Annotated in this window: 14 protein-coding genes and 3 pseudogenes; 14 read left to right on the top strand and 3 right to left on the bottom strand. The window is 71.1% G+C overall.

The window, feature by feature from the left end; all coding sequences use genetic code 11:
- Positions 1–176: 176 nt before the first annotated feature.
- On the bottom strand, positions 177–2,129 hold the full coding sequence (gene acs, locus AS25_RS11260) for an acetate--CoA ligase (protein ID WP_035965154.1): 1,953 nt from the start codon (positions 2,127–2,129) through the stop codon (positions 177–179).
- 180 nt (positions 2,130–2,309) lie between these two features.
- Between acs and nth the strand changes: the two genes are divergently transcribed.
- Together nth and AS25_RS11250 are read left to right on the top strand one after the other, a co-directional pair.
- A complete protein-coding gene (gene nth, locus AS25_RS11255) occupies positions 2,310–3,173 on the top strand; it encodes an endonuclease III (RefSeq protein WP_035965206.1) in 864 nt (287 codons plus the stop codon).
- An 11-nt stretch (positions 3,174–3,184) separates the two neighbouring features.
- The gene (locus AS25_RS11250; protein WP_035965152.1) at positions 3,185–3,967 is read left to right on the top strand and encodes an NUDIX hydrolase; all 783 of its coding nucleotides are present in this window, start codon (positions 3,185–3,187) and stop codon (positions 3,965–3,967) included.
- Between the two features lie 129 nt (positions 3,968–4,096).
- Here the strand turns inward: AS25_RS11250 and AS25_RS11245 are convergent, their stop codons facing one another.
- Complete coding sequence (locus AS25_RS11245; protein WP_035965151.1) at positions 4,097–5,854, bottom strand: bifunctional 3'-5' exonuclease/DNA polymerase; 1,758 nt, start codon at positions 5,852–5,854, stop codon at positions 4,097–4,099.
- A 125-nt stretch (positions 5,855–5,979) separates the two neighbouring features.
- Between AS25_RS11245 and AS25_RS15545 the strand changes: the two are divergent.
- The 6 genes and pseudogenes from AS25_RS15545 to AS25_RS11225 all read left to right on the top strand — a co-directional run.
- Positions 5,980–6,648: pseudogene (locus AS25_RS15545) on the top strand (thiamine pyrophosphate-dependent enzyme); the annotation flags it as partial.
- Positions 6,649–6,734: 86 nt separating this feature from the next.
- Positions 6,735–6,908 (top strand): annotated as a pseudogene (locus tag AS25_RS15540) (thiamine pyrophosphate-dependent enzyme); the annotation flags it as partial.
- An 18-nt stretch (positions 6,909–6,926) separates the two neighbouring features.
- Positions 6,927–7,130, top strand: coding sequence for a hypothetical protein (locus AS25_RS15535; RefSeq protein ID WP_367379158.1), 204 nt, complete (start codon positions 6,927–6,929; stop codon positions 7,128–7,130).
- Between the two features lie 14 nt (positions 7,131–7,144).
- Positions 7,145–8,169 (top strand): annotated as a pseudogene (locus AS25_RS11235) (alpha-ketoacid dehydrogenase subunit beta).
- 10 nt (positions 8,170–8,179) lie between these two features.
- The gene (locus AS25_RS11230) at positions 8,180–9,631 is read left to right on the top strand and encodes a dihydrolipoamide acetyltransferase family protein (RefSeq protein WP_035965149.1); all 1,452 of its coding nucleotides are present in this window, start codon (positions 8,180–8,182) and stop codon (positions 9,629–9,631) included.
- A gap of 194 nt (positions 9,632–9,825) precedes the next feature.
- A complete protein-coding gene (locus AS25_RS11225) occupies positions 9,826–10,524 on the top strand; it encodes an aminoacyl-tRNA hydrolase (protein ID WP_172644446.1) in 699 nt (232 codons plus the stop codon).
- 61 nt (positions 10,525–10,585) lie between these two features.
- On the opposite strand, the gene AS25_RS11220 is transcribed toward AS25_RS11225, so the two are convergent.
- A complete protein-coding gene (locus AS25_RS11220) occupies positions 10,586–11,128 on the bottom strand; it encodes a hypothetical protein (protein ID WP_052160944.1) in 543 nt (180 codons plus the stop codon).
- A 532-nt stretch (positions 11,129–11,660) separates the two neighbouring features.
- Here AS25_RS11220 and ssd point away from each other — a divergent pair.
- The 6 genes from ssd to AS25_RS11190 all read left to right on the top strand — a co-directional run bounded on the left by ssd (position 11,661) and on the right by AS25_RS11190 (position 16,579).
- On the top strand, positions 11,661–12,665 hold the full coding sequence (gene ssd, locus AS25_RS11215; protein ID WP_253270564.1) for a septum site-determining protein Ssd: 1,005 nt from the start codon (positions 11,661–11,663) through the stop codon (positions 12,663–12,665).
- Positions 12,662–14,002 (top strand): TadA family conjugal transfer-associated ATPase, encoded by a 1,341-nt coding sequence (locus AS25_RS11210; protein WP_253270563.1) that lies wholly within the window; start codon positions 12,662–12,664, stop codon positions 14,000–14,002. Before ssd ends, AS25_RS11210 begins: the two co-directional genes overlap by 4 nt.
- Positions 13,999–14,790 carry a type II secretion system F family protein gene (locus tag AS25_RS11205; protein ID WP_035965148.1) on the top strand — a complete coding sequence of 264 codons (792 nt, stop codon included), beginning with the start codon at positions 13,999–14,001 and terminating at the stop codon, positions 14,788–14,790. Before AS25_RS11210 ends, AS25_RS11205 begins: the two co-directional genes overlap by 4 nt.
- Positions 14,787–15,416 (top strand): type II secretion system F family protein, encoded by a 630-nt coding sequence (locus AS25_RS11200; RefSeq protein WP_035965147.1) that lies wholly within the window; start codon positions 14,787–14,789, stop codon positions 15,414–15,416. Before AS25_RS11205 ends, AS25_RS11200 begins: the two co-directional genes overlap by 4 nt.
- A 224-nt stretch (positions 15,417–15,640) precedes the next feature.
- On the top strand, positions 15,641–15,913 hold the full coding sequence (locus tag AS25_RS11195; protein ID WP_035965146.1) for a DUF4244 domain-containing protein: 273 nt from the start codon (positions 15,641–15,643) through the stop codon (positions 15,911–15,913).
- Positions 15,914–16,105: 192 nt separating this feature from the next.
- Entirely contained in the window at positions 16,106–16,579 is a 474-nt protein-coding gene (locus AS25_RS11190; protein WP_253270562.1) for a TadE family type IV pilus minor pilin, read from the top strand.
- The last annotated feature ends 8 nt before the right edge of the window (positions 16,580–16,587 follow it).

The raw sequence follows: 16,587 nt of genomic DNA, 5'->3' as shown, positions 1-16,587 counted from the left end.
CGAACATCACGCGGTCGAGCCGGGCCGACGCACACCCCGGCACCGAACGGCACGGTGCCGCGGAACCCCGCGCGCCGTCGAACGCCCCGCCACAGAAATCCCCCGTAACGGACGACGCCGCCACGGTGACCTCCTCACGCGAGGCACCGTAGCGGCGTCGTCCGCCGGAACCGGGGTTACTTCTGGCCGAGCGAGTCCACGATCTGCTGCATGACCGTCTGGTCCGCGAGCGTGGAGACGTCACCCACGGGGCGGTCCTCGGCGACGTCCTTGAGCAGGCGACGCATGATCTTGCCCGAGCGGGTCTTGGGCAGCTCGGGGACGATCAGCACCTTCTTGGGCTTGGCGATCGGGGAGATCTCCCGGCCCACGTGCGCGCGGATCTCCTCGGAGAGCTCGTCCTTGTCCCGGCCCTCGCCGGTGGCCTGGTCGGAGAGGATCACGAACGCGAAGACCGCCTGGCCCGTGGTTTCGTCCGCGGCGCCCACCACGGCGGCTTCCGCGACCGAGGGGTGGGAGACCAGGGCGGACTCGATCTCCGGCGTGGACAGGCGGTGACCGGAGACGTTCATGACGTCGTCCACGCGCCCCAGGATCCAGACGTCCCCGTCCGCGTCCCGCTTGGCGCCGTCGCCGGCGAAGTACTTGTCACCGAACTGACCCCAGTAGGTGTTGACGAAGCGCTCGTCGTCCCCCCAGATGGTGCGCAGCATGGACGGCCACGGCTTGCGGACCACCAGGAAGCCATCGGTCTCGTTGGGGAGGGAGTTGCCGGCGTCGTCCACGACGTCCACGGCGATCCCCGGCAGCGGGACCTGCGCGGAACCGGGCTTGGCGTGGGTGACGCCGGGCAGCGGGGAGATCATGATCGCGCCGGTCTCGGTCTGCCACCACGTGTCCACGATGGGGCAGCGCCCGTCACCGATCACGCGGTGGAACCAGGTCCAGGCCTCGGGGTTGATGGCCTCGCCCACCGTGCCGAGCAAGCGCAGGGAGGAGAGGTCCCACTCCGCGGGGATCTCCTCGCCCCACTTCATCATGGTGCGGATCGCGGTGGGGGAGGTGTAGAGGATGGTCACGCCGTACTTCTGCACGATCTCCCAGAACCGGCCGCGGTGCGGGGAGTCCGGGGTGCCCTCGTAGATCACCTGGGTAGCGCCGTTGAGCAGCGGACCGTAGGTGATGTAGGTGTGGCCCGTGACCCACCCGACGTCCGCGGTGCACCAGTAGACGTCCGTGTCCGGCTTGAGGTCGAACACGTTCTTGTGCGTGAACGCCGCCTGGGTCAGGAACCCGCCCGTGGTGTGCAGGATGCCCTTGGGCTTACCCGTGGTGCCGGAGGTGTAGAGGATGAACAGGGGGTCCTCCGCGCCCTGATCGGACGGGGTGTGCTCGGTGGAGGCGCCCTCCAGGGCGTCGTGCCACCACACGTCCCGTCCGTCCTGGAACGCGACGTCCTCACCGTTGCGCTTGACGACCACCACGTGCTGGACGGACTCGCTGCCCTTGGCCAGGGCGTCGTCCACGGCGGGTTTGAGGGTCGTGGGCTTGCCGCGGCGGTAGGAACCGTCCGCGGTCACCACGAGCTTGGCCTCGCCGTCCTCGATGCGCGAGCGCAGCGCGTCCGCGGAGAAACCACCGAAGACCACCGAGTGGATCGCACCGATACGCGCGCACGCGAGCATGGTGATCACCGCCTCCGCGATCATGGGCATGTACACGGCCACGCGGTCGCCGCGGCCCACGCCGAGGGACTCGAACGCGTTAGCGGCCTTGGAGACCTCGTCCTTGAGCTGCGCGTACGTGTAGGACGCGCTGTCCCCGGGCTCACCCTCGAAGTACAGGGCCACGCGGTCGCCGTTGCCGGCCTCCACGTGGCGGTCCACCGCGTTGTACGCGGCGTTCAGGGTCCCGTCCTGGAACCACTTGGCGAACGGCGGGTTGGACCAGTCCAGCACCTCGGTGAACGGGGTGTTCCACGCGAGCAACTCGCGCGACTGGTTGCCCCAGAACTCCTCGCCCTGCTCCTCCGCCTGCCGGTAGAGGTCCGCGGAGGCGTTGGCCTGCGCGGCGAACTCCTCGCTGGGCGCGTAGGTCTTCGACTGGGATGCTGCGGATTCCGGGGACATGGTGCTCCTTACCTGGGCCGTCTCGTGCCGCTCGCGGGCACGTGGTGCAGTTCACATTCTCGTTCTCCAGCCTAGTCGAGGTGCCCGCCCGCGCTCGATCCATGGCGCCCGGTGTCGCGCGCACCGTCACGGCGGCCGCGCGGTTTGACCCCCGCCACGGCGGCCACCATGATCGAGGACATGGACTCCCCGGCCGCCGCTGCCCACGTGCGCTTCGTGCCCCCGCGCCAGGCCGAGCAGGCGGCCGGGCGGCGTCGTCGTGCCGGGGGTGAAACGCGGTTGGCGACGACGCGGCGCGCCCGGCGGATCCAGCGCGAGCTCGCCCGCAGCTATCCGTACGCCGTGGCGGAATTGGATTTCGACGACGCCTGGCAGCTGCTCGTGGCCACGGTGCTCTCCGCGCAGACCACCGACGTGCGCGTGAACTCCGTGACGCCGGGATTGTTCGCCGCATATCCCGGGCCCAGGGAGCTGGCCGAGGCGCCGGCCGAGGACGTCGAGGAACGGGTGCGCTCGCTCGGGTTCTACCGGTCCAAGGCGCGTTCCATCCAAGGGTTGGCCACGCGGATCGTGGACGAGTACGACGGCCGCGTCCCGGGTACGCTCGCCGAGCTCGTGACCCTGCCCGGCGTGGGGCGCAAGACGGCGAACGTGGTACTCGGCAATGCGTTCGGGGTCCCCGGGATCACCGTGGACACGCACTTCGGCAGGCTCGCCCGGCGGCTCGGCTGGACCGAGCAGGAGGACCCGGTCAAGGTCGAGGCCGACGTGGCCGCGCTGTTCCCACCGGTGGTGTGGACCGAGCTGTCCCACGAACTGATCTATCACGGGCGCCGGATCTGCCACGCGCGCAAACCGGCGTGTGGAGTGTGCCCGGTCGCGGATCTGTGCCCTTCCTACGGCGCGGGCCCCACCGATCCGCTGGCCGCCCGGAAACTGTTGGCCTACGAACTCGCCCCGGGCCGCGAGGAGCTGCTCGCGGGCTTCATGGCCGGGCGCACGCGCCGCGAACTGCGCGCCGCCGGACACACCCTCGGCGCGTGAAAGGACTTCGCATGACCCCCTCCGAACCTCACGGGACCGGCCCGCGCGATCAGCTCGTGGAGCTCGCCCGGCACGGTGATTCCGTGATCATGCACGACCGCGAACCCTGGCGGATCGGCGAGCTGGACGAGAACCACCGGCACTCCGCGGTACTCATCCTCTTCGGTGCGCTGGACGCCGTGCCCTCGCACTACGCCGAGCACACGGACGGGCCGGGGCGGGACCTGGACGTGCTGCTCGTCCAGCGCGCCGCGACCCTGCGCGCCCACCCCGGCCAGGTCGCCTTCCCGGGCGGGCGTCTCGATCCGCCCGACGGCGAACCCGGCACCTTCCTGGACGTGCCCGGCGGACGCGTGAGCGCACCCCATGTCCGGGCGGCACTGCGGGAGGCCCACGAGGAGACCGGGGTGGACCCGGACGGCGTGGAGGTCCTCGGTGCACTGCACCCCGTGCCGTTGCCCGTGAGCAATCACCTGGTCACACCCGTGATCGGCTGGTGGCGCAGCCCGTCCCCCGTGGACGTGGTGGACCACGCCGAGTCCTCCCTGGTGTTCCGGGTGCCCGTGCTGGATCTGATCAACCCCGCCCACAGGTACTACGCGACCGTGACCCGCGGGCAGCACACCTACAAGTCCCCGGCGTTCGACGTGCGCGTCGAAGATGTGGCAGAACCCATCACGGTGTGGGGGTTCACCGGGGTCATTATCGACCGTGTCCTCGACTGGCTCGGCTGGTCCGTGGAGTGGGACCGCTCGCTCAAGCGCCCCGCGCCGAGGTTCGGGCCGAAGGCGTAACCCTCTCAGCGCCGTTCGCCCTCAGCCCTCATCAAGGCGCATGGTGCGGACGGCTCGCGAGGTCACCAGCAGCAGGACACCACTGGGGAGCGGGACGCCTCAGCGTAACGCCGGCTCCTACTGCGGCGGTCACTTCGCGTCCGCGTAGGAGGTCACCACCGTCGTGGCCACTGGGACCGCCACGGGTACCCTGCCGAACACCGTGAACACCGCTTGTTCGGCAGCCTGCGTCACGAGGTCCCGCACCCGGGGCGCATCCTGCTCTGCGCAGTGGACCATGACCTCGTCGTGCAGGAAGAACACGAGCTGTGCGTCCAGACCGGCGTCGTGCAGGCCCTGGCGGATGTGCCCCAGCCACGCGAGCGCCCACTCCGCGGCCGAGCCCTGGACCACGAAGTTCCGGGAGAACCGGCCGTGGCCGCGCGCGGCCTGGGTGGCCCGGCGCTCGCCGGCCTGGGTGTCCGTGGCGCGTTGGACCTCGAACCACTCCGGCCCCGGGACGGGTGACCAGCGGCCCAGGTACGTGCAGACCTGGTGTCCCAGCTCGCCCACGCGTGCGGCATGTTCCACGTAGCCGACCGCGCGCGGGAACATCCGGGCCAGGTGGGGCATGAACCGGCCGCCGGCCCCGGACGTTGCGCCGTACATCGCGCCCAGCAGCGCGAGCTTGGCATGCGCCCGCTCCTTCAGTTCCGAACCGCGCGCACGGCCCTGAGACGCGATGGACTCGTACAGGTCACGGTCGCGGGAGGCCTCGGCGAGGGCGTCGTCGCGCGCGAGGATGGCCAGCACACGCGGTTCGAGCTGGGCGGCGTCGGCCACGACGAGCGCGCGGCCGGGATCCGCGCGCACGGCGCCGCGGATGTACCGGGGGATCTGCAGCGCGCCGCCCCCGCGCGCGGCCCAGCGTCCGGTCACGACGCCGCCCACGACGTACTCGGGGTGGAAGCGGCCCTCGCGCACCCACGTGTCCAACCAGTGCCACCCGGTCGCGGAGAAGACCCGGGAGAGTTTCTTGTACTCGAGCACCGGTTCCACGATCGCTACCCGCTGCTCCTGTGGCCGGCCGTTGACGAGGGCCCAGTCCTGCAGCTTCCACGCACGCGTGGTGTCCACGTCCACCCCGGCGTTGCGCAGGGCCTTGAGCAGTTCCACGGGGGAGTCCGGGTTGAGGGTGGGTGCGTCGAGCACGGTGCGCACACGGTGTGCGAGCTCCTGCATGCGGGCGGGGCGCTCCTCCCCGGCCGGGCGCGGTCCGAGCAGCTCCTCGAGGATCTCCTCGTGGGCGCGGGGACTCCACGGGACGCCGTGATGGCGCATGTCCGCGGCCACCAGCGCGCCCTGGGACTCGAGGGCCAGCAGCCGTTCGACCCGCCGGGGATAGCGGGCGGTCTCGCATGCCCGGGTCTGCGCCGCGAGCTCCGCGATCAATTGGTCCGTTCCGGGGCCCCGCTGCTCGACGACGGCGAACAGCGACTCCTGACTGCTCGGCTCGGCCGGGGCGCGCGGGCCGGGCACGTGGCGCGGGTCCGCGGGTTCGATCACGGGGCGGTAGTCGAGCGGGCGGGGTTCGCCGGTGGGATCGGGTGCGCCGGATCCGGGAGCGGTGGCGGCCGTCGCGAGGATCGTGGCGCACAGGCCCAGATCCCGACAGCGGGTGACCCACACGCCCGCCGCGAGCAGCAGCGCTGCGGGGACGGAGGTCTCGAGCCACGTCCACACGGGAGGGGCCACGCCCGCGGCACGCGCCGCGTCCTCGCGCCGGGCGACCTCTACGGCGAGGCCCTCGTCCGTGACGGTGTGCGGCTCTCCGGCGGGCTTGCCGTTCGCGGAGACCACCCGCAGCACCCAGGACCCGGGCTCTGCGGCGGCCACCACGATGTGCATGCTCCCAGTATGGGCCGTGGAGCGGGTACGCCCGGGCCCCCTGGCGGAGCCGCGCGGGATAGGTATAGTGACCTGCATCACAGAGATCCTGTGGCAATTGAATAAGCGTTACTTCGAGGAGCGACATGAACGTTCACAACGAGGTGATGGATCCGGAACGAACGGGACTGGGTGAACCTCAGCCCGTGCAGATGATCAGCCCCAGCGGCGAGCGTCTGTCCCCGAACGGATACGAGCTCGACACCCTCGAGATCACCGATCTGATGACCATGTACCGATCCATGGTCCTGTTACGCAGATTCGACCAGGAGGCCACGGCCCTCCAGCGCCAGGGCGAGCTGGGACTGTGGCCACCGTGCCTGGGTCAGGAAGCCGCCCAGGTCGGGTTGGCCCGGGCACTGCGCCCCCAGGATTTCGTCTTCCCCAGTTACCGCGAACACGGAGTGGCCCTCGCCCGCGGACTGCGCCCCCGTGATCTGCTGCGGATCTTCCGGGGTGTCTCGCACGGCGGGTGGGACCCGGCGGCGCACAACATGAGCACCTACGAGATCGTGATCGGTGCCCAGACCCTGCACGCCACCGGGTGGGCCATGGGCCGGAAGTTCCAGGGGCTCACGGCCACGGGCGATCCGGACCAGGACGCCGTGGCGGTCGCGTGTTTCGGGGACGGAGCCACGTCCCAAGGTGACGTCTCGGAAGCACTCACCTTCGCGGCGTCGTTCGAAGCGCCCGTGCTGTTCTTCTGCCAGAACAACCACTGGGCCATCTCGGAACCCACCGCCCTGCAGACCCGCGTGCCGCTGTCCCGGCGCGGCGAGGGATTCGGCATCCCCGGCATCCGGGTGGACGGGACGGCAACGACGTCCTGGCGTGCTACGCCGTGGTGCGGGAAGCCCTCGAACGGATCCGTTCGGGGGAGGGACCCATGCTCATCGAGGCGGAGACCTACCGCATGGGCGCCCACACCACCGCGGACGATCCCACGCGTTACCGTTCGGCGGAGGAGGTCGAGCGGTGGCGGCAGCGGGATCCCATCCAGCGCGTTCGCACGTACCTCGAGACCTCGTGCGGTGTGAGCCGGGAACAGTTCGACGAGGTCGAGACGGACGCGGATGAATGGGCCACGACCGTGCGCCGCGACTGCCTCGAGCTGCCCGATCCCGAGCCGGACGCGTTCTTCGACCACGTCTACGCCGAACCCCACCCCCTCGTCGAGGAGGAGCGTCGCGGGTACGCGGAATACCTGGAACTGCTGCACCAGGGGGACGCGCGATGACGGGCACGACCACCATGGCACCCGGTACCGCCGCCGAGGCGAGCGGACGGTCGAGCACCACCATGACCGTGGCCGCGGCCATCAACCGGGGACTGCGCAAGGCCCTCGAGGACGACCCCAAGGTCGTGCTGTTCGGAGAGGACATCGGCGCCCTGGGTGGCGTCTTCCGGATCACGGACGGGCTGCAGAAGGACTTCGGTGACCAACGGGTCATCGATGCACCCCTCGCGGAAGCGGGCATCGTGGGAACGGGGATCGGCATGGCCATGAGCGGGTTGCGGCCCGTGCTGGAGATGCAGTTCGACGCATTCACCTTCCCCGCCTACGACCACATCGTGAGTCAGATGGCCAAGCTGCACTACCGCACCGGGGGCCACCTGAACCTCCCGATGGTGATCCGCATCCCCTTCGGTGGGGGGATCGGGTCACCCGAGCACCACTCGGAATCACCGGAAGCGGTGTTCGCCCATCACGCGGGACTGCGGATCATGGCTCCCGGTACCCCTCACGACGCGTACTGGGGCATCCAGGCGGCAATCGCCTCCGAGGACCCCGTGATCTTCTTCGAGCCGAAACGCCGGTACTGGATGAAGGGTGAGGTGGAGACCGACCCCGCGGCCCGCGGGAGCTTCGGTCCCGCGAACGGGGCCGTGGTGCGTCGCCCCGGTGAGGACGTGACGCTCGTGACGTACGGGCCCCTGGTTCCCACGGCCTTGGACGTGGCTACCGCGGCGCAGGACGACGGCGTGTCCGTGGAGGTCGTGGACCTGCGCGTGATCAGTCCGGTGGACATCGACACCGTCGTGACCTCCGTGCGTAAGACGGGTCGCCTCGTGATCGCCCACGAAGCCCCCACGAGTTTCAGTGTGGGCGGTGAGATCGCGGCGGGGTCGGTGAGAAGTGCTTCTACGACCTCGAAGCGCCCGTGATCCGCGTGGGCGGTTTCCACACGCCGTATCCGGCATCGCGTTCCGAGCACCACTACTTGCCCGACGTGGACAGGATCCTCGACGGGATCGACCGGGCTCTCGAGTACTGAGGAGGAGATCATGAGTACAGTCCAGTTCAAGCTCCCCGACGTCGGCGAGGGCCTCACGGAAGCGGACATCCTGACGTGGAAGGTCGCCGCGGGTGATTCCGTGAAGGTCAACCAGGTCATCGTGGAGATCGAGACCGCCAAGTCGGTCGTGGAATTGCCGTGTCCCACCGCGGGCTCGGTCGCCGCGTTACTTGCTCCGGAGGGCGCGACCGTGGAGGTGGGGACGCCCATCATCGACATCCTGTCCGACGACGCCGCCGCGGCCGGGTCCGCCGGTGCACCCGCGGCCCCGGCCGGTTCCGAGGGTTCACCCGATTCCCGCCCCGGCGCGGAGGCGACGGGCGATGCCGACGGTTCCGGAGCCACCCTTGTGGGGTACGGGGCACGGGAGGACACGAAGCGTCGCGGGCGACTCGGGCGACCTCGTGCCCTTGCGGAGCAGCGGGCGGCCGAGCCGGCGGGGCCCGCACCGTCCGGTCCTACCGGGCTCCTCGAGGACGCGGGTGCCCCGCAGCGTCCCGACCCCTCGGTGCCGTCTCCCGCGGACACCCGCGCCCGCGCCAAACCACCGGTGCGCAAGCGGGCCAAGGACTCCGGGGTGGATCTCGCGCGCGTCACCGGTACGGGCCCGGCCGGCGAGGTGACCCGCAGGGACCTGGAACAGCACCTGGCCGCCGCGGGAGGTCTCCCGGAGGTCACGCCGACGACGCCGCGCACCGGGCACACGCTCGCCGCGCCGCTCGCCGGGCCGACGACGCCGCTCGCCGCGCCGGAGGACGACGAGACGTGGACCATCCCGCTGAAGGGCGTCCGCAAGGCCACGGCACAGGCGATGGTGGCCTCCGCGTTCACCGCGCCGCACGTCACCGAGTTCCTGGACGTGGACGTCACGCGCACCATGGAGCTCGTGGCGCGCAGCCGCGGCACGGAAGGGTATGCCCAGGTCAACCCCCTGGCCGTGCTCTCGCGGGCCGTGTGCTGGGCCCTGCACCGGACCCCGGAGCTCAATGCCTCGCTGCAGGGTGAGCAGATCACGGTCTCCCGCCGGGTGCACCTGGGGATCGCCACGGCCACGGACCGCGGTCTCATGGTCCCCGTGGTGCCGGACGCCCACGCGATGTCCGTGGGTGAGCTCGCCCGCAGAATCCGCGAAGTGGCCGCCACCGCCCGTGAGGGACGCTGCCCGCCGGAGGCTATGCGCGGGGGATCGATCACCATCACCAACGTTGGGGTCTTCGGGGTGGATTCGGGTACGCCCATCCTCAACCCCGGGCAGACGGCCATCGTGGCTTTCGGTCAGATCCGCAAGCGTCCGTGGGTCGTGGACGACGAACTGGTCGTGCGCCAGGTCGCCACGCTGTCGGTGTCCGCCGATCACCGCGTGGTGGACGGGGCGGAGATCTCGCGGTTCCTCGCGGACGTGGGTGCCGCGATGGAGGATCCTTCGCTGATGCTGGTGTGATGCCGCTGACCCGCCGGTTCCGCCGTCGTGCGGTGGAACCGGCGGGCCGCGTTGGACCGGGCGACTGGACGAAGCTTGCGGGTCCGCCCGAACCGGCGGGACTGGATGCTTCGGCGGGTCGGCCCTGTTCGGCGAGCCCGGTGGGTCCGGCCGATTCGGTCAGTCCGTCGGATCTGCGTGCGAGACTCGGGGCCATGAATGCCGAGCCGAGCGAGAACCGTGACGTCCCCTGGGCCATGCAACTGGTGGTGTACCGGGATCGGGCGCGACCCGCGCGGGAGGTAGACGTCGCGGAGGCGGCGGCGCGCGCCGTCGTGATGCTGCTGGCCGACGAACGCAGCGCCCCTGGTGGGCCGTGGCACGAGGCCGTGCAGACGTGGCGGGACGTGCAGATCCGCAAGCTCGTGCGGCGCGCGGACGGCAAGCGCTGGGATGATGTGCAGGCGCTGCCCGGCGTCACGGTGTCGCAGGAAGCACCGAGTGCCGCGGCGGACGAGCACCGCACCGCGGCCGTGAGGGCGTTCGTGCCCGCACCCGTGCAGCCCCTGCCCAAGCAACTGCACAAGCTGCAGGTGTCCGGGACGCAATTCCCCGCTGCCGGGGCGTCCGCCACTCAGTATCCCGTGGTGACCGTGGAGGTGGCCCCGGGGCTCGAGATCTCGAGCGGCAAACTCGCGGCACAGTGCGGGCACGCCGCGCAGCTCGCATGGGAGGCCATGCCCGACGCGGTGCGGGAACGCTGGCGCGTGGACGACTACCGGGTGCGCGTGGAGTTCCCCGCACGGGAGGAATGGGCCGCGGTGCGCAGGCCGGTCACGGTCACGGACGCCGGGTTGACCGAGCTGGACGGTCCCACCGACACCACCCGGGCGTGGTGGGTGGAGCGAGCGTGATCGACGGCTCGGCGTAGAGCCGGACCTCATGGGGCATGCGCCGCGCCCGGTCGGGCGGTGCTCAGGTCATGCTCGTGTGCGTGCGCTCGGCCTCCCGTGCCACGCCGCGGAACAGCAGGGATAGGTTTCCTTCGCTCCGGGCCCGGTCCGACGGTTCCAGTGGCATCCGAGGACGCGAGGTCGCCACGATCTGCGACGCGGTCTCCGAGACGGGTCGCAAGGGGAATCGGACGCGCGCGCCCCACGACGAGAACGTGATTCCCACCGAGATCCGCCCGCCCTGCGCATCGAGTTCTCGCAAGCCCAGTTTCGCGTCCTGGGCGCAGGCACGCTCGACCAGTCTCGGTAGTTCGGAGACGGGCACCGGTACCGTGAGTTGCCCTTGGCTGCGGGCACCGTATGAGGTGATGGTGTAGTCCTGCGCCCACTGGGTCTGCGGGCGCAGAATGAAGAACCCGGGGATGATGATGACGGCCAGGAGAAGCAGAGCCACCACTATGATGCTGACCCGGTCCCAGTGGAACACCCAGAGCAGCAGGGCGAGCACCAGCAGGCAATAAAGCACATTCAGGATCAGCGCCGCGACGGCCGATGTCCGTGTCACAGGTTTGAGGTCCGTCAGTTCATGGTGGCACTTCCCCGGACAGCTGTGTACCACCGGTTACCGATCCGTATCACTCGGCGAGCGCGTCGTGGGACGAAACCTCCAGACCCCGCGGTGGGCGAACTGCACAGCACCCGGCGCGCCGCGGCAGGTGCCCGTAACGCTGCACAGTGCGGGCCCGTGGGCGCGGAACGTGGGTGTCACCGGCCAGGTTGGTGCCATGAACACCGCATCCATCACGGCTCCCGTCGTCTCCCCGGGTGCCTCGCGTCGAGCCCGCCGCGCGGCCAGTCGGTCCTTCGCAGCCTATGACAGTGGCCATGACGATCAGGGGTCTGGTCCGCTCCCTGCCGGGCCGGTTCCCGCAGATCGCGAGTCCCCGGTCGCGGCGCGCTCGCGGGTCAGCACAGCGGTGGGGCGTGCACCGATGGGAAGCACGGCGACAGGCAGCGCGGCGTCGGGCGGTGACGCCGCGGGCAGTGCCTCAGCGGGTAGTTCATTGGCCGGCGCCGACTCGCACGGGACCCGCGGCGTGCAGTTGCTCAGCACCACCTCTGACCTCGTGGAGGCCGTCGAGGCCGTGTGCATCGGCGCCGGGGTCGCGCTCAGGGTGACGGACGACGGCGCGGGGGCGCGAGCGGCGTCATCGGACGTCGTGCTCGTGGATGCCGCCTGGGCCGGGGACGTCGTACCCCGCGGGGCGGTGGTCGTGGCGCTCACCGAACACGCCGACGCGTGGGACACCGCGGCGAGGTTCGGGGCGTCCGCCGTGGTGGTGTTGCCGCACGCGGCCGCGTGGCTCGCGGACATGATCTCCCGCTCGGCCGATTCCGAACTGCCACGCACGACCGGGCGGGTGTACGGCGTCGTCGGCGCTACCGGGGGAGTGGGTGCGTCCACGGTGGCGTGCTGGCTCGCGGGACACTTCGCGGCCCGGGGGGCGGACACCGCGCTCGTGGACGGTGACCCCCTGGGCGCGGGCCTCGATCTCGCGTTGGGGGAGGAAACCACCGACGGGCTGCGGTGGCCCGAGCTGAACCATTTCTCGGGCACCGTGGCGGCCGACCAGTTGTGGGCGGCCATGCCGCGCCTGGACGCCCTGCGGTACCTCTCGTGGGATCGACACGCGAGCCACGAGCACACCGTTCCGATGGCCACGGTGATCGGCGCGCTGCGCGGTGCCGCGGCGGTCCAGGTGGTGGATCTGTCCCGCTCGGACCTCGAACGGCAAGCGCGCTGGTGCGATGCCGTGCTGGTCCTGGCTCCCCGCACCGTGCGCGGGATCCTGGCCGCGGAGCACACGGTTCGGCGTTGCGCACCCGTTCCCGTGGTGAGTGCGGTGTGCGGGGTCAACGTCGCGGACGTGGATCCCCCGGTCGTGGCCGAGGCCACCGGCGTGCCGTGCGTGGCCACCGTGGGGTTTGACGCCCACGTGCCCCAGCACCTCGACGACGGCACCGTGCTGCGCCGCGGCCGGCGCCCCCGCCATGCGAAGGCCGTGGCGCAGATCGCCCGGGCGTTGGAGGAGCTGTCATGACGGTTTCCTTCACGGTGTCCCACGATCACGACGACGCCCGGCCCGGTCCGTGTGTCACGCCGGCGCCGGGAGCTGACGGCCACGACGCCGCGCTGTCCAGCCGGCGGGTGTCTCCGGGTCCGGGTGGTAACGCCCATGACGCCGCGCTGTCCAGCCGGCGGGTGTCTCCGGGTCCGGGAGCTGCCGCGCACGACGCCGCGTTCGTGGACCAGGTGCGCGAACGACTCCTGGCCGAGGGCGGTCCGGTCACCGACACCAGGATCGCCAAGGCCGTGCGGGAGACGGGCCGGGTACTCGGGGCCGTGGGCTCCGTCCGAGCAGCGCAGCACGTCAAGGCGCAGTTGACCGGGCTCGGGCCGTTGGAGCCTTTGCTCCCCGCCACCGGGCTGAGCGACGTCTACGTCAACGGGCACGAGAACGTCTTCGTGGAGACCCAGGACGGGATTCAGCGAGTCGCGAGCCCGTTCACGTCCGAGGCGCATGTGCGGGCACTCGCGGTGCGGCTCGTGACCGCGGCCGGCCGCCGGCTGGATGACGGCCACCCGTGCGTGGACGTGCAGACCGCCACCGGGCTGCGGGTGCATGCCGTGATCCCGCCGGTGTCCACCTCGGGGACACTGCTGTCCATCCGGTTCCGGGCCCCTCAGCGGCTGTCGCTCGCGGATCTGGTGCACTCCGGGACTGTGCACCCGTTCCTCGCGGACGTCCTCACGGATGCCATGGCCGCACGGGCGAATCTCATGATCAGCGGGGCCACCGGTTCCGGGAAGACCACCGTGCTGTCCACGCTGTTGTCCCAGTGCGCGCCGGAACAGCGCCTCGTGCTCGTGGAGGACGCCGCGGAGCTGAACCCCGATCATCCTCACGTAGTCGGCATGCAGTCCCGGCAGGAGAACGTGGAGGGGGCCGGTTCCGTGGACCTCACGGACCTGGTCCGGCAAGCGTTGCGGATGCGCCCGGACTGGCTCGTGGTGGGCGAATGTCGCGGTGCTGAGGTCCGCGAGTTGTTGACCGCCCTGAACACGGGACACTCCGGTGCGGGAACCGTGCATGCGAACTCCGCGCGGGCGGTCCCGGCCCGGCTGGCCGCCCTCGGTTCCCTCGCGGGACTGGGCCGAAGCGCGGTCGACCTGCAGGCGGCCAACGCGCTGGACCTCGTGGCCCACGTGAGCCGCACCCCCGCCGGTCGCAGGCTGGATTCCCTGTGCACCCTCCACCTCGAGGACAGCGTGCTGAGCACGCGGCCCGCTCTCACCGTGGAGTCCGGGCACCCGGTCAAGGGGCCCGGCTGGTCGCAGCTGACCCGCTTGTTGGAGCGAGGGCGTGAGGCGTCATGATGGCCGCCGTCCTTGTCTTCGTCCTCACCGCGGCCGCATTGCTCGTCTGGAGCGGTGGCGGTACGCGCGGGGGCAGGTTGGCCGTGCTCACGCGTCGCCCCGGAGGTAACGACGACGGCGACGGCGACGGTGCCGAGCGCTCGCGGGAGCCGGGCGCGTTCGCCCGGTGGCGCCGTCGTGATCGTGGCGCCGAGGCCATGCAATGGGTGACCGTCGTCCGCCGACTGGCCGCGCTGCTGCAGGCGGGGCGGGCCCCCGCCCGGGTGTTCGGCGAACTGCCCGCGGTCTCCACCGGATCGGGGCCCACGGGGCGCTGGATCGCACGAATGTGCGGGGACGTCCACGCCGCCGCCCAGGTGGGGATCCCGGTGTCCGTGAGCCTGACGCGTTTCGCGAGCGCTCCGGTGCCCGTGGGGGATCGCGCGCTCGCGGCCATCGCCCGATCGGTGTGCGCCCAGCTCGCCGCGTGCTGGGAGATCTCGGAACGCTCGGGGGCCTCCCTGGGCCGCACGCTCTCCGGGGTGGCCGAGTCGCTGGAATCGCAGTTGGACGCGCAGGCCGCTCGGGACAGTGCCCTGGCGGGGCCGCGGGTCACGGTGCGGACCCTGTCGTGGCTGCCGATGCTCGCGCTGGGACTCGGTGTCCTGATGGGCACGGATCCGATCAGCACGCTGCTGACCACGTGGTGGGGGCGGGTCGCGCTCGCGGCCGGTGCTGCTCTGAGTATCGCCGGGCGGCTGTGGACACGAACCCTGATGCACCGCGCTGAAGCGGAGACCGCGTCATGATCGGCGCGCTGATGGCGGGCGCCCTCGCGGGATGCGGTGTGCTCTTGTGGCTTTCTCCCGGCCCGCAGTTGGGGACTCCCCGCGGACGACGGCGCTCCCCGCGCGATCCCGCTGCGCACCGTCCGGCGCCGGGTGCCGTGCGGGACGTCCTGGCCGGTGTTCCGGGGGCCAAGTCCGCGGTCATCCCCGCCCTGCCCGCAGCGGCCCTCGTGGAATTGACCGCATGCCAACTCGAGACCGGGCTGCCGCTCGCGGAAGCCGTGTCCGTCCTCGCGGACAGTTGCTCGGGCGCCGCTCATCCGCAGCTGGGTCGGGTCGCGGCCGCCCTGCGACTTGGGCTCCCGTGGGATGCGGCATGGCCGCCGGACGGGGAGCTGTCCCGGGACATGCGCGATTTCCGGGATGCCCTCGAGTTCACGGCCACGTCCGCCACGGCCTCCGCGTCCGTGCTGCGGGGTCAGGCGGAGCTCGTGCGGCGAGCGCATTACCGCCGTGCCGAACGAGCGGCCGAGGCACTGGCCGTCAAACTCGTGCTGCCGCTCGGACTGTGCTTCCTGCCCGCGTTCATGTGCTGGGGCGTGGTCCCCGTGCTCATGAGCTTGCTGCCCAGGGTGTTCGGGTCATGAGCGCCAACGATCACGTCCACATCGACGTGCACGCCCAAGCCCTTGTGAACCGCACGGTTCTTACCGGACGGGGCAGGGGGCCGCCCAGTCGATGGGTCCTGTCACACCGTTCCTCGATCACCCGGTCGATTGCTCGACCTTCGACGTCTCGGGGCGGTCGGCGCGAGACGCAGCCGCCCCAGTCCACAACCCGTAACCGCTACACAGCGAACAGGAGAAACACCATGTCCACCATCACGCTTCCCGCCCGCACCACCGCGTTCGACGACCCCACGGAAATCCCCTGGGAGGATGCGACCCGGTCCATGCCGACCACGGAGGTGCAGCCCCACACCACCATCGATCCGGACGACCCGGACCTCGGGGCGTCCACGGCGGAGTACGCGGTGATCGTGCTCGCGGCCGCCGCCTTCGGTGGCGTCATGGCCGCGGTGCTGTCCTCGGACTCCGTCTCGGGCATGCTGCTCGGCATCATCCAGAAGGCGTTGGCCGTCTGAACCGCACACCCACCGGGCCCGGGCCGTGGGGAGCCGAGTACGACCGGCCACCCCGCGGCCCGGGCACGGTGCCAGCACCGACCGAACAGAACCACGTCGAGCCCTCACGACGCCGCCACTCGGGCATCGTGGCCCGAACCGGTGACCGCGCGAGTGGCTGTCCGTCGAAGGATCCGCAGAAGGAGGACTCCCATGAGAAAGTCCAGCACCGAGCCGGTGCACGGCCACGTCAACGCCCCGTCGGAACATGCGCCGGAACATCCGCCGGGTCACCCGGACACCGGCGCGGTCACCGTGGAGACGGCGGTCATCATGCCCGGTCTCGTCCTTCTCCTGGCCGTTCTGCTCGCGGCCGCGGCCGCCGGGATGACGACCGTGCGTTACGAGGAAGCTGCCCGGGCCTCCGCACGGGCCGCGGCCCGGGGAGAAAACTCCGAGGTCGTGGAACGCACGGCGCGGGACATCGCCGGGGACTCCGCCGTCGTCCAGGTCAGTGCCGCGGGCGACCGGGTCACGGTCGCGGTGAGCGGCCCCGCCCCGGGGATCCTGGGGAAGTGGAGCAATTGGCGGTTACATGCCAGCGGCAGCGCAGCCGTGGACAGCACGCGTGGAGCCGACGGGGCTCCCGGAGCCGCGTCGGGAGCACCGGACCATGCGGGGCCGTGACATGACGT

The sequence above is a fragment of the Kocuria marina genome, from assembly GCF_000786655.1.
Lineage (GTDB): Bacteria > Actinomycetota > Actinomycetes > Actinomycetales > Micrococcaceae > Kocuria > Kocuria marina_A.
The sequence above is the reverse complement of the archived record's forward strand: the minus strand, read 5'-3'. Positions and strand labels throughout refer to the sequence as shown.

What these genes read in the sequence shown, in the direction of transcription:
- acs (WP_035965154.1), bottom strand. Translation starts at nt 2,129, where the DNA reads ATGTCCCCGGAATCCGCAGCATCCCAGTCGAAGACCTACGCGCCCAGC.
- nth (WP_035965206.1), top strand. Translation starts at nt 2,310, where the DNA reads ATGGACTCCCCGGCCGCCGCTGCCCACGTGCGCTTCGTGCCCCCGCGC.
- AS25_RS11250 (WP_035965152.1), top strand. Translation starts at nt 3,185, where the DNA reads ATGACCCCCTCCGAACCTCACGGGACCGGCCCGCGCGATCAGCTCGTG.
- AS25_RS11245 (WP_035965151.1), bottom strand. Translation starts at nt 5,854, where the DNA reads ATGCACATCGTGGTGGCCGCCGCAGAGCCCGGGTCCTGGGTGCTGCGG.
- AS25_RS11230 (WP_035965149.1), top strand. Translation starts at nt 8,180, where the DNA reads ATGAGTACAGTCCAGTTCAAGCTCCCCGACGTCGGCGAGGGCCTCACG.
- AS25_RS11225 (WP_172644446.1), top strand. Translation starts at nt 9,826, where the DNA reads ATGAATGCCGAGCCGAGCGAGAACCGTGACGTCCCCTGGGCCATGCAA.
- AS25_RS11210 (WP_253270563.1), top strand. Translation starts at nt 12,662, where the DNA reads ATGACGGTTTCCTTCACGGTGTCCCACGATCACGACGACGCCCGGCCC.
- AS25_RS11205 (WP_035965148.1), top strand. Translation starts at nt 13,999, where the DNA reads ATGATGGCCGCCGTCCTTGTCTTCGTCCTCACCGCGGCCGCATTGCTC.
- AS25_RS11200 (WP_035965147.1), top strand. Translation starts at nt 14,787, where the DNA reads ATGATCGGCGCGCTGATGGCGGGCGCCCTCGCGGGATGCGGTGTGCTC.
- AS25_RS11195 (WP_035965146.1), top strand. Translation starts at nt 15,641, where the DNA reads ATGTCCACCATCACGCTTCCCGCCCGCACCACCGCGTTCGACGACCCC.
- AS25_RS11190 (WP_253270562.1), top strand. Translation starts at nt 16,106, where the DNA reads ATGAGAAAGTCCAGCACCGAGCCGGTGCACGGCCACGTCAACGCCCCG.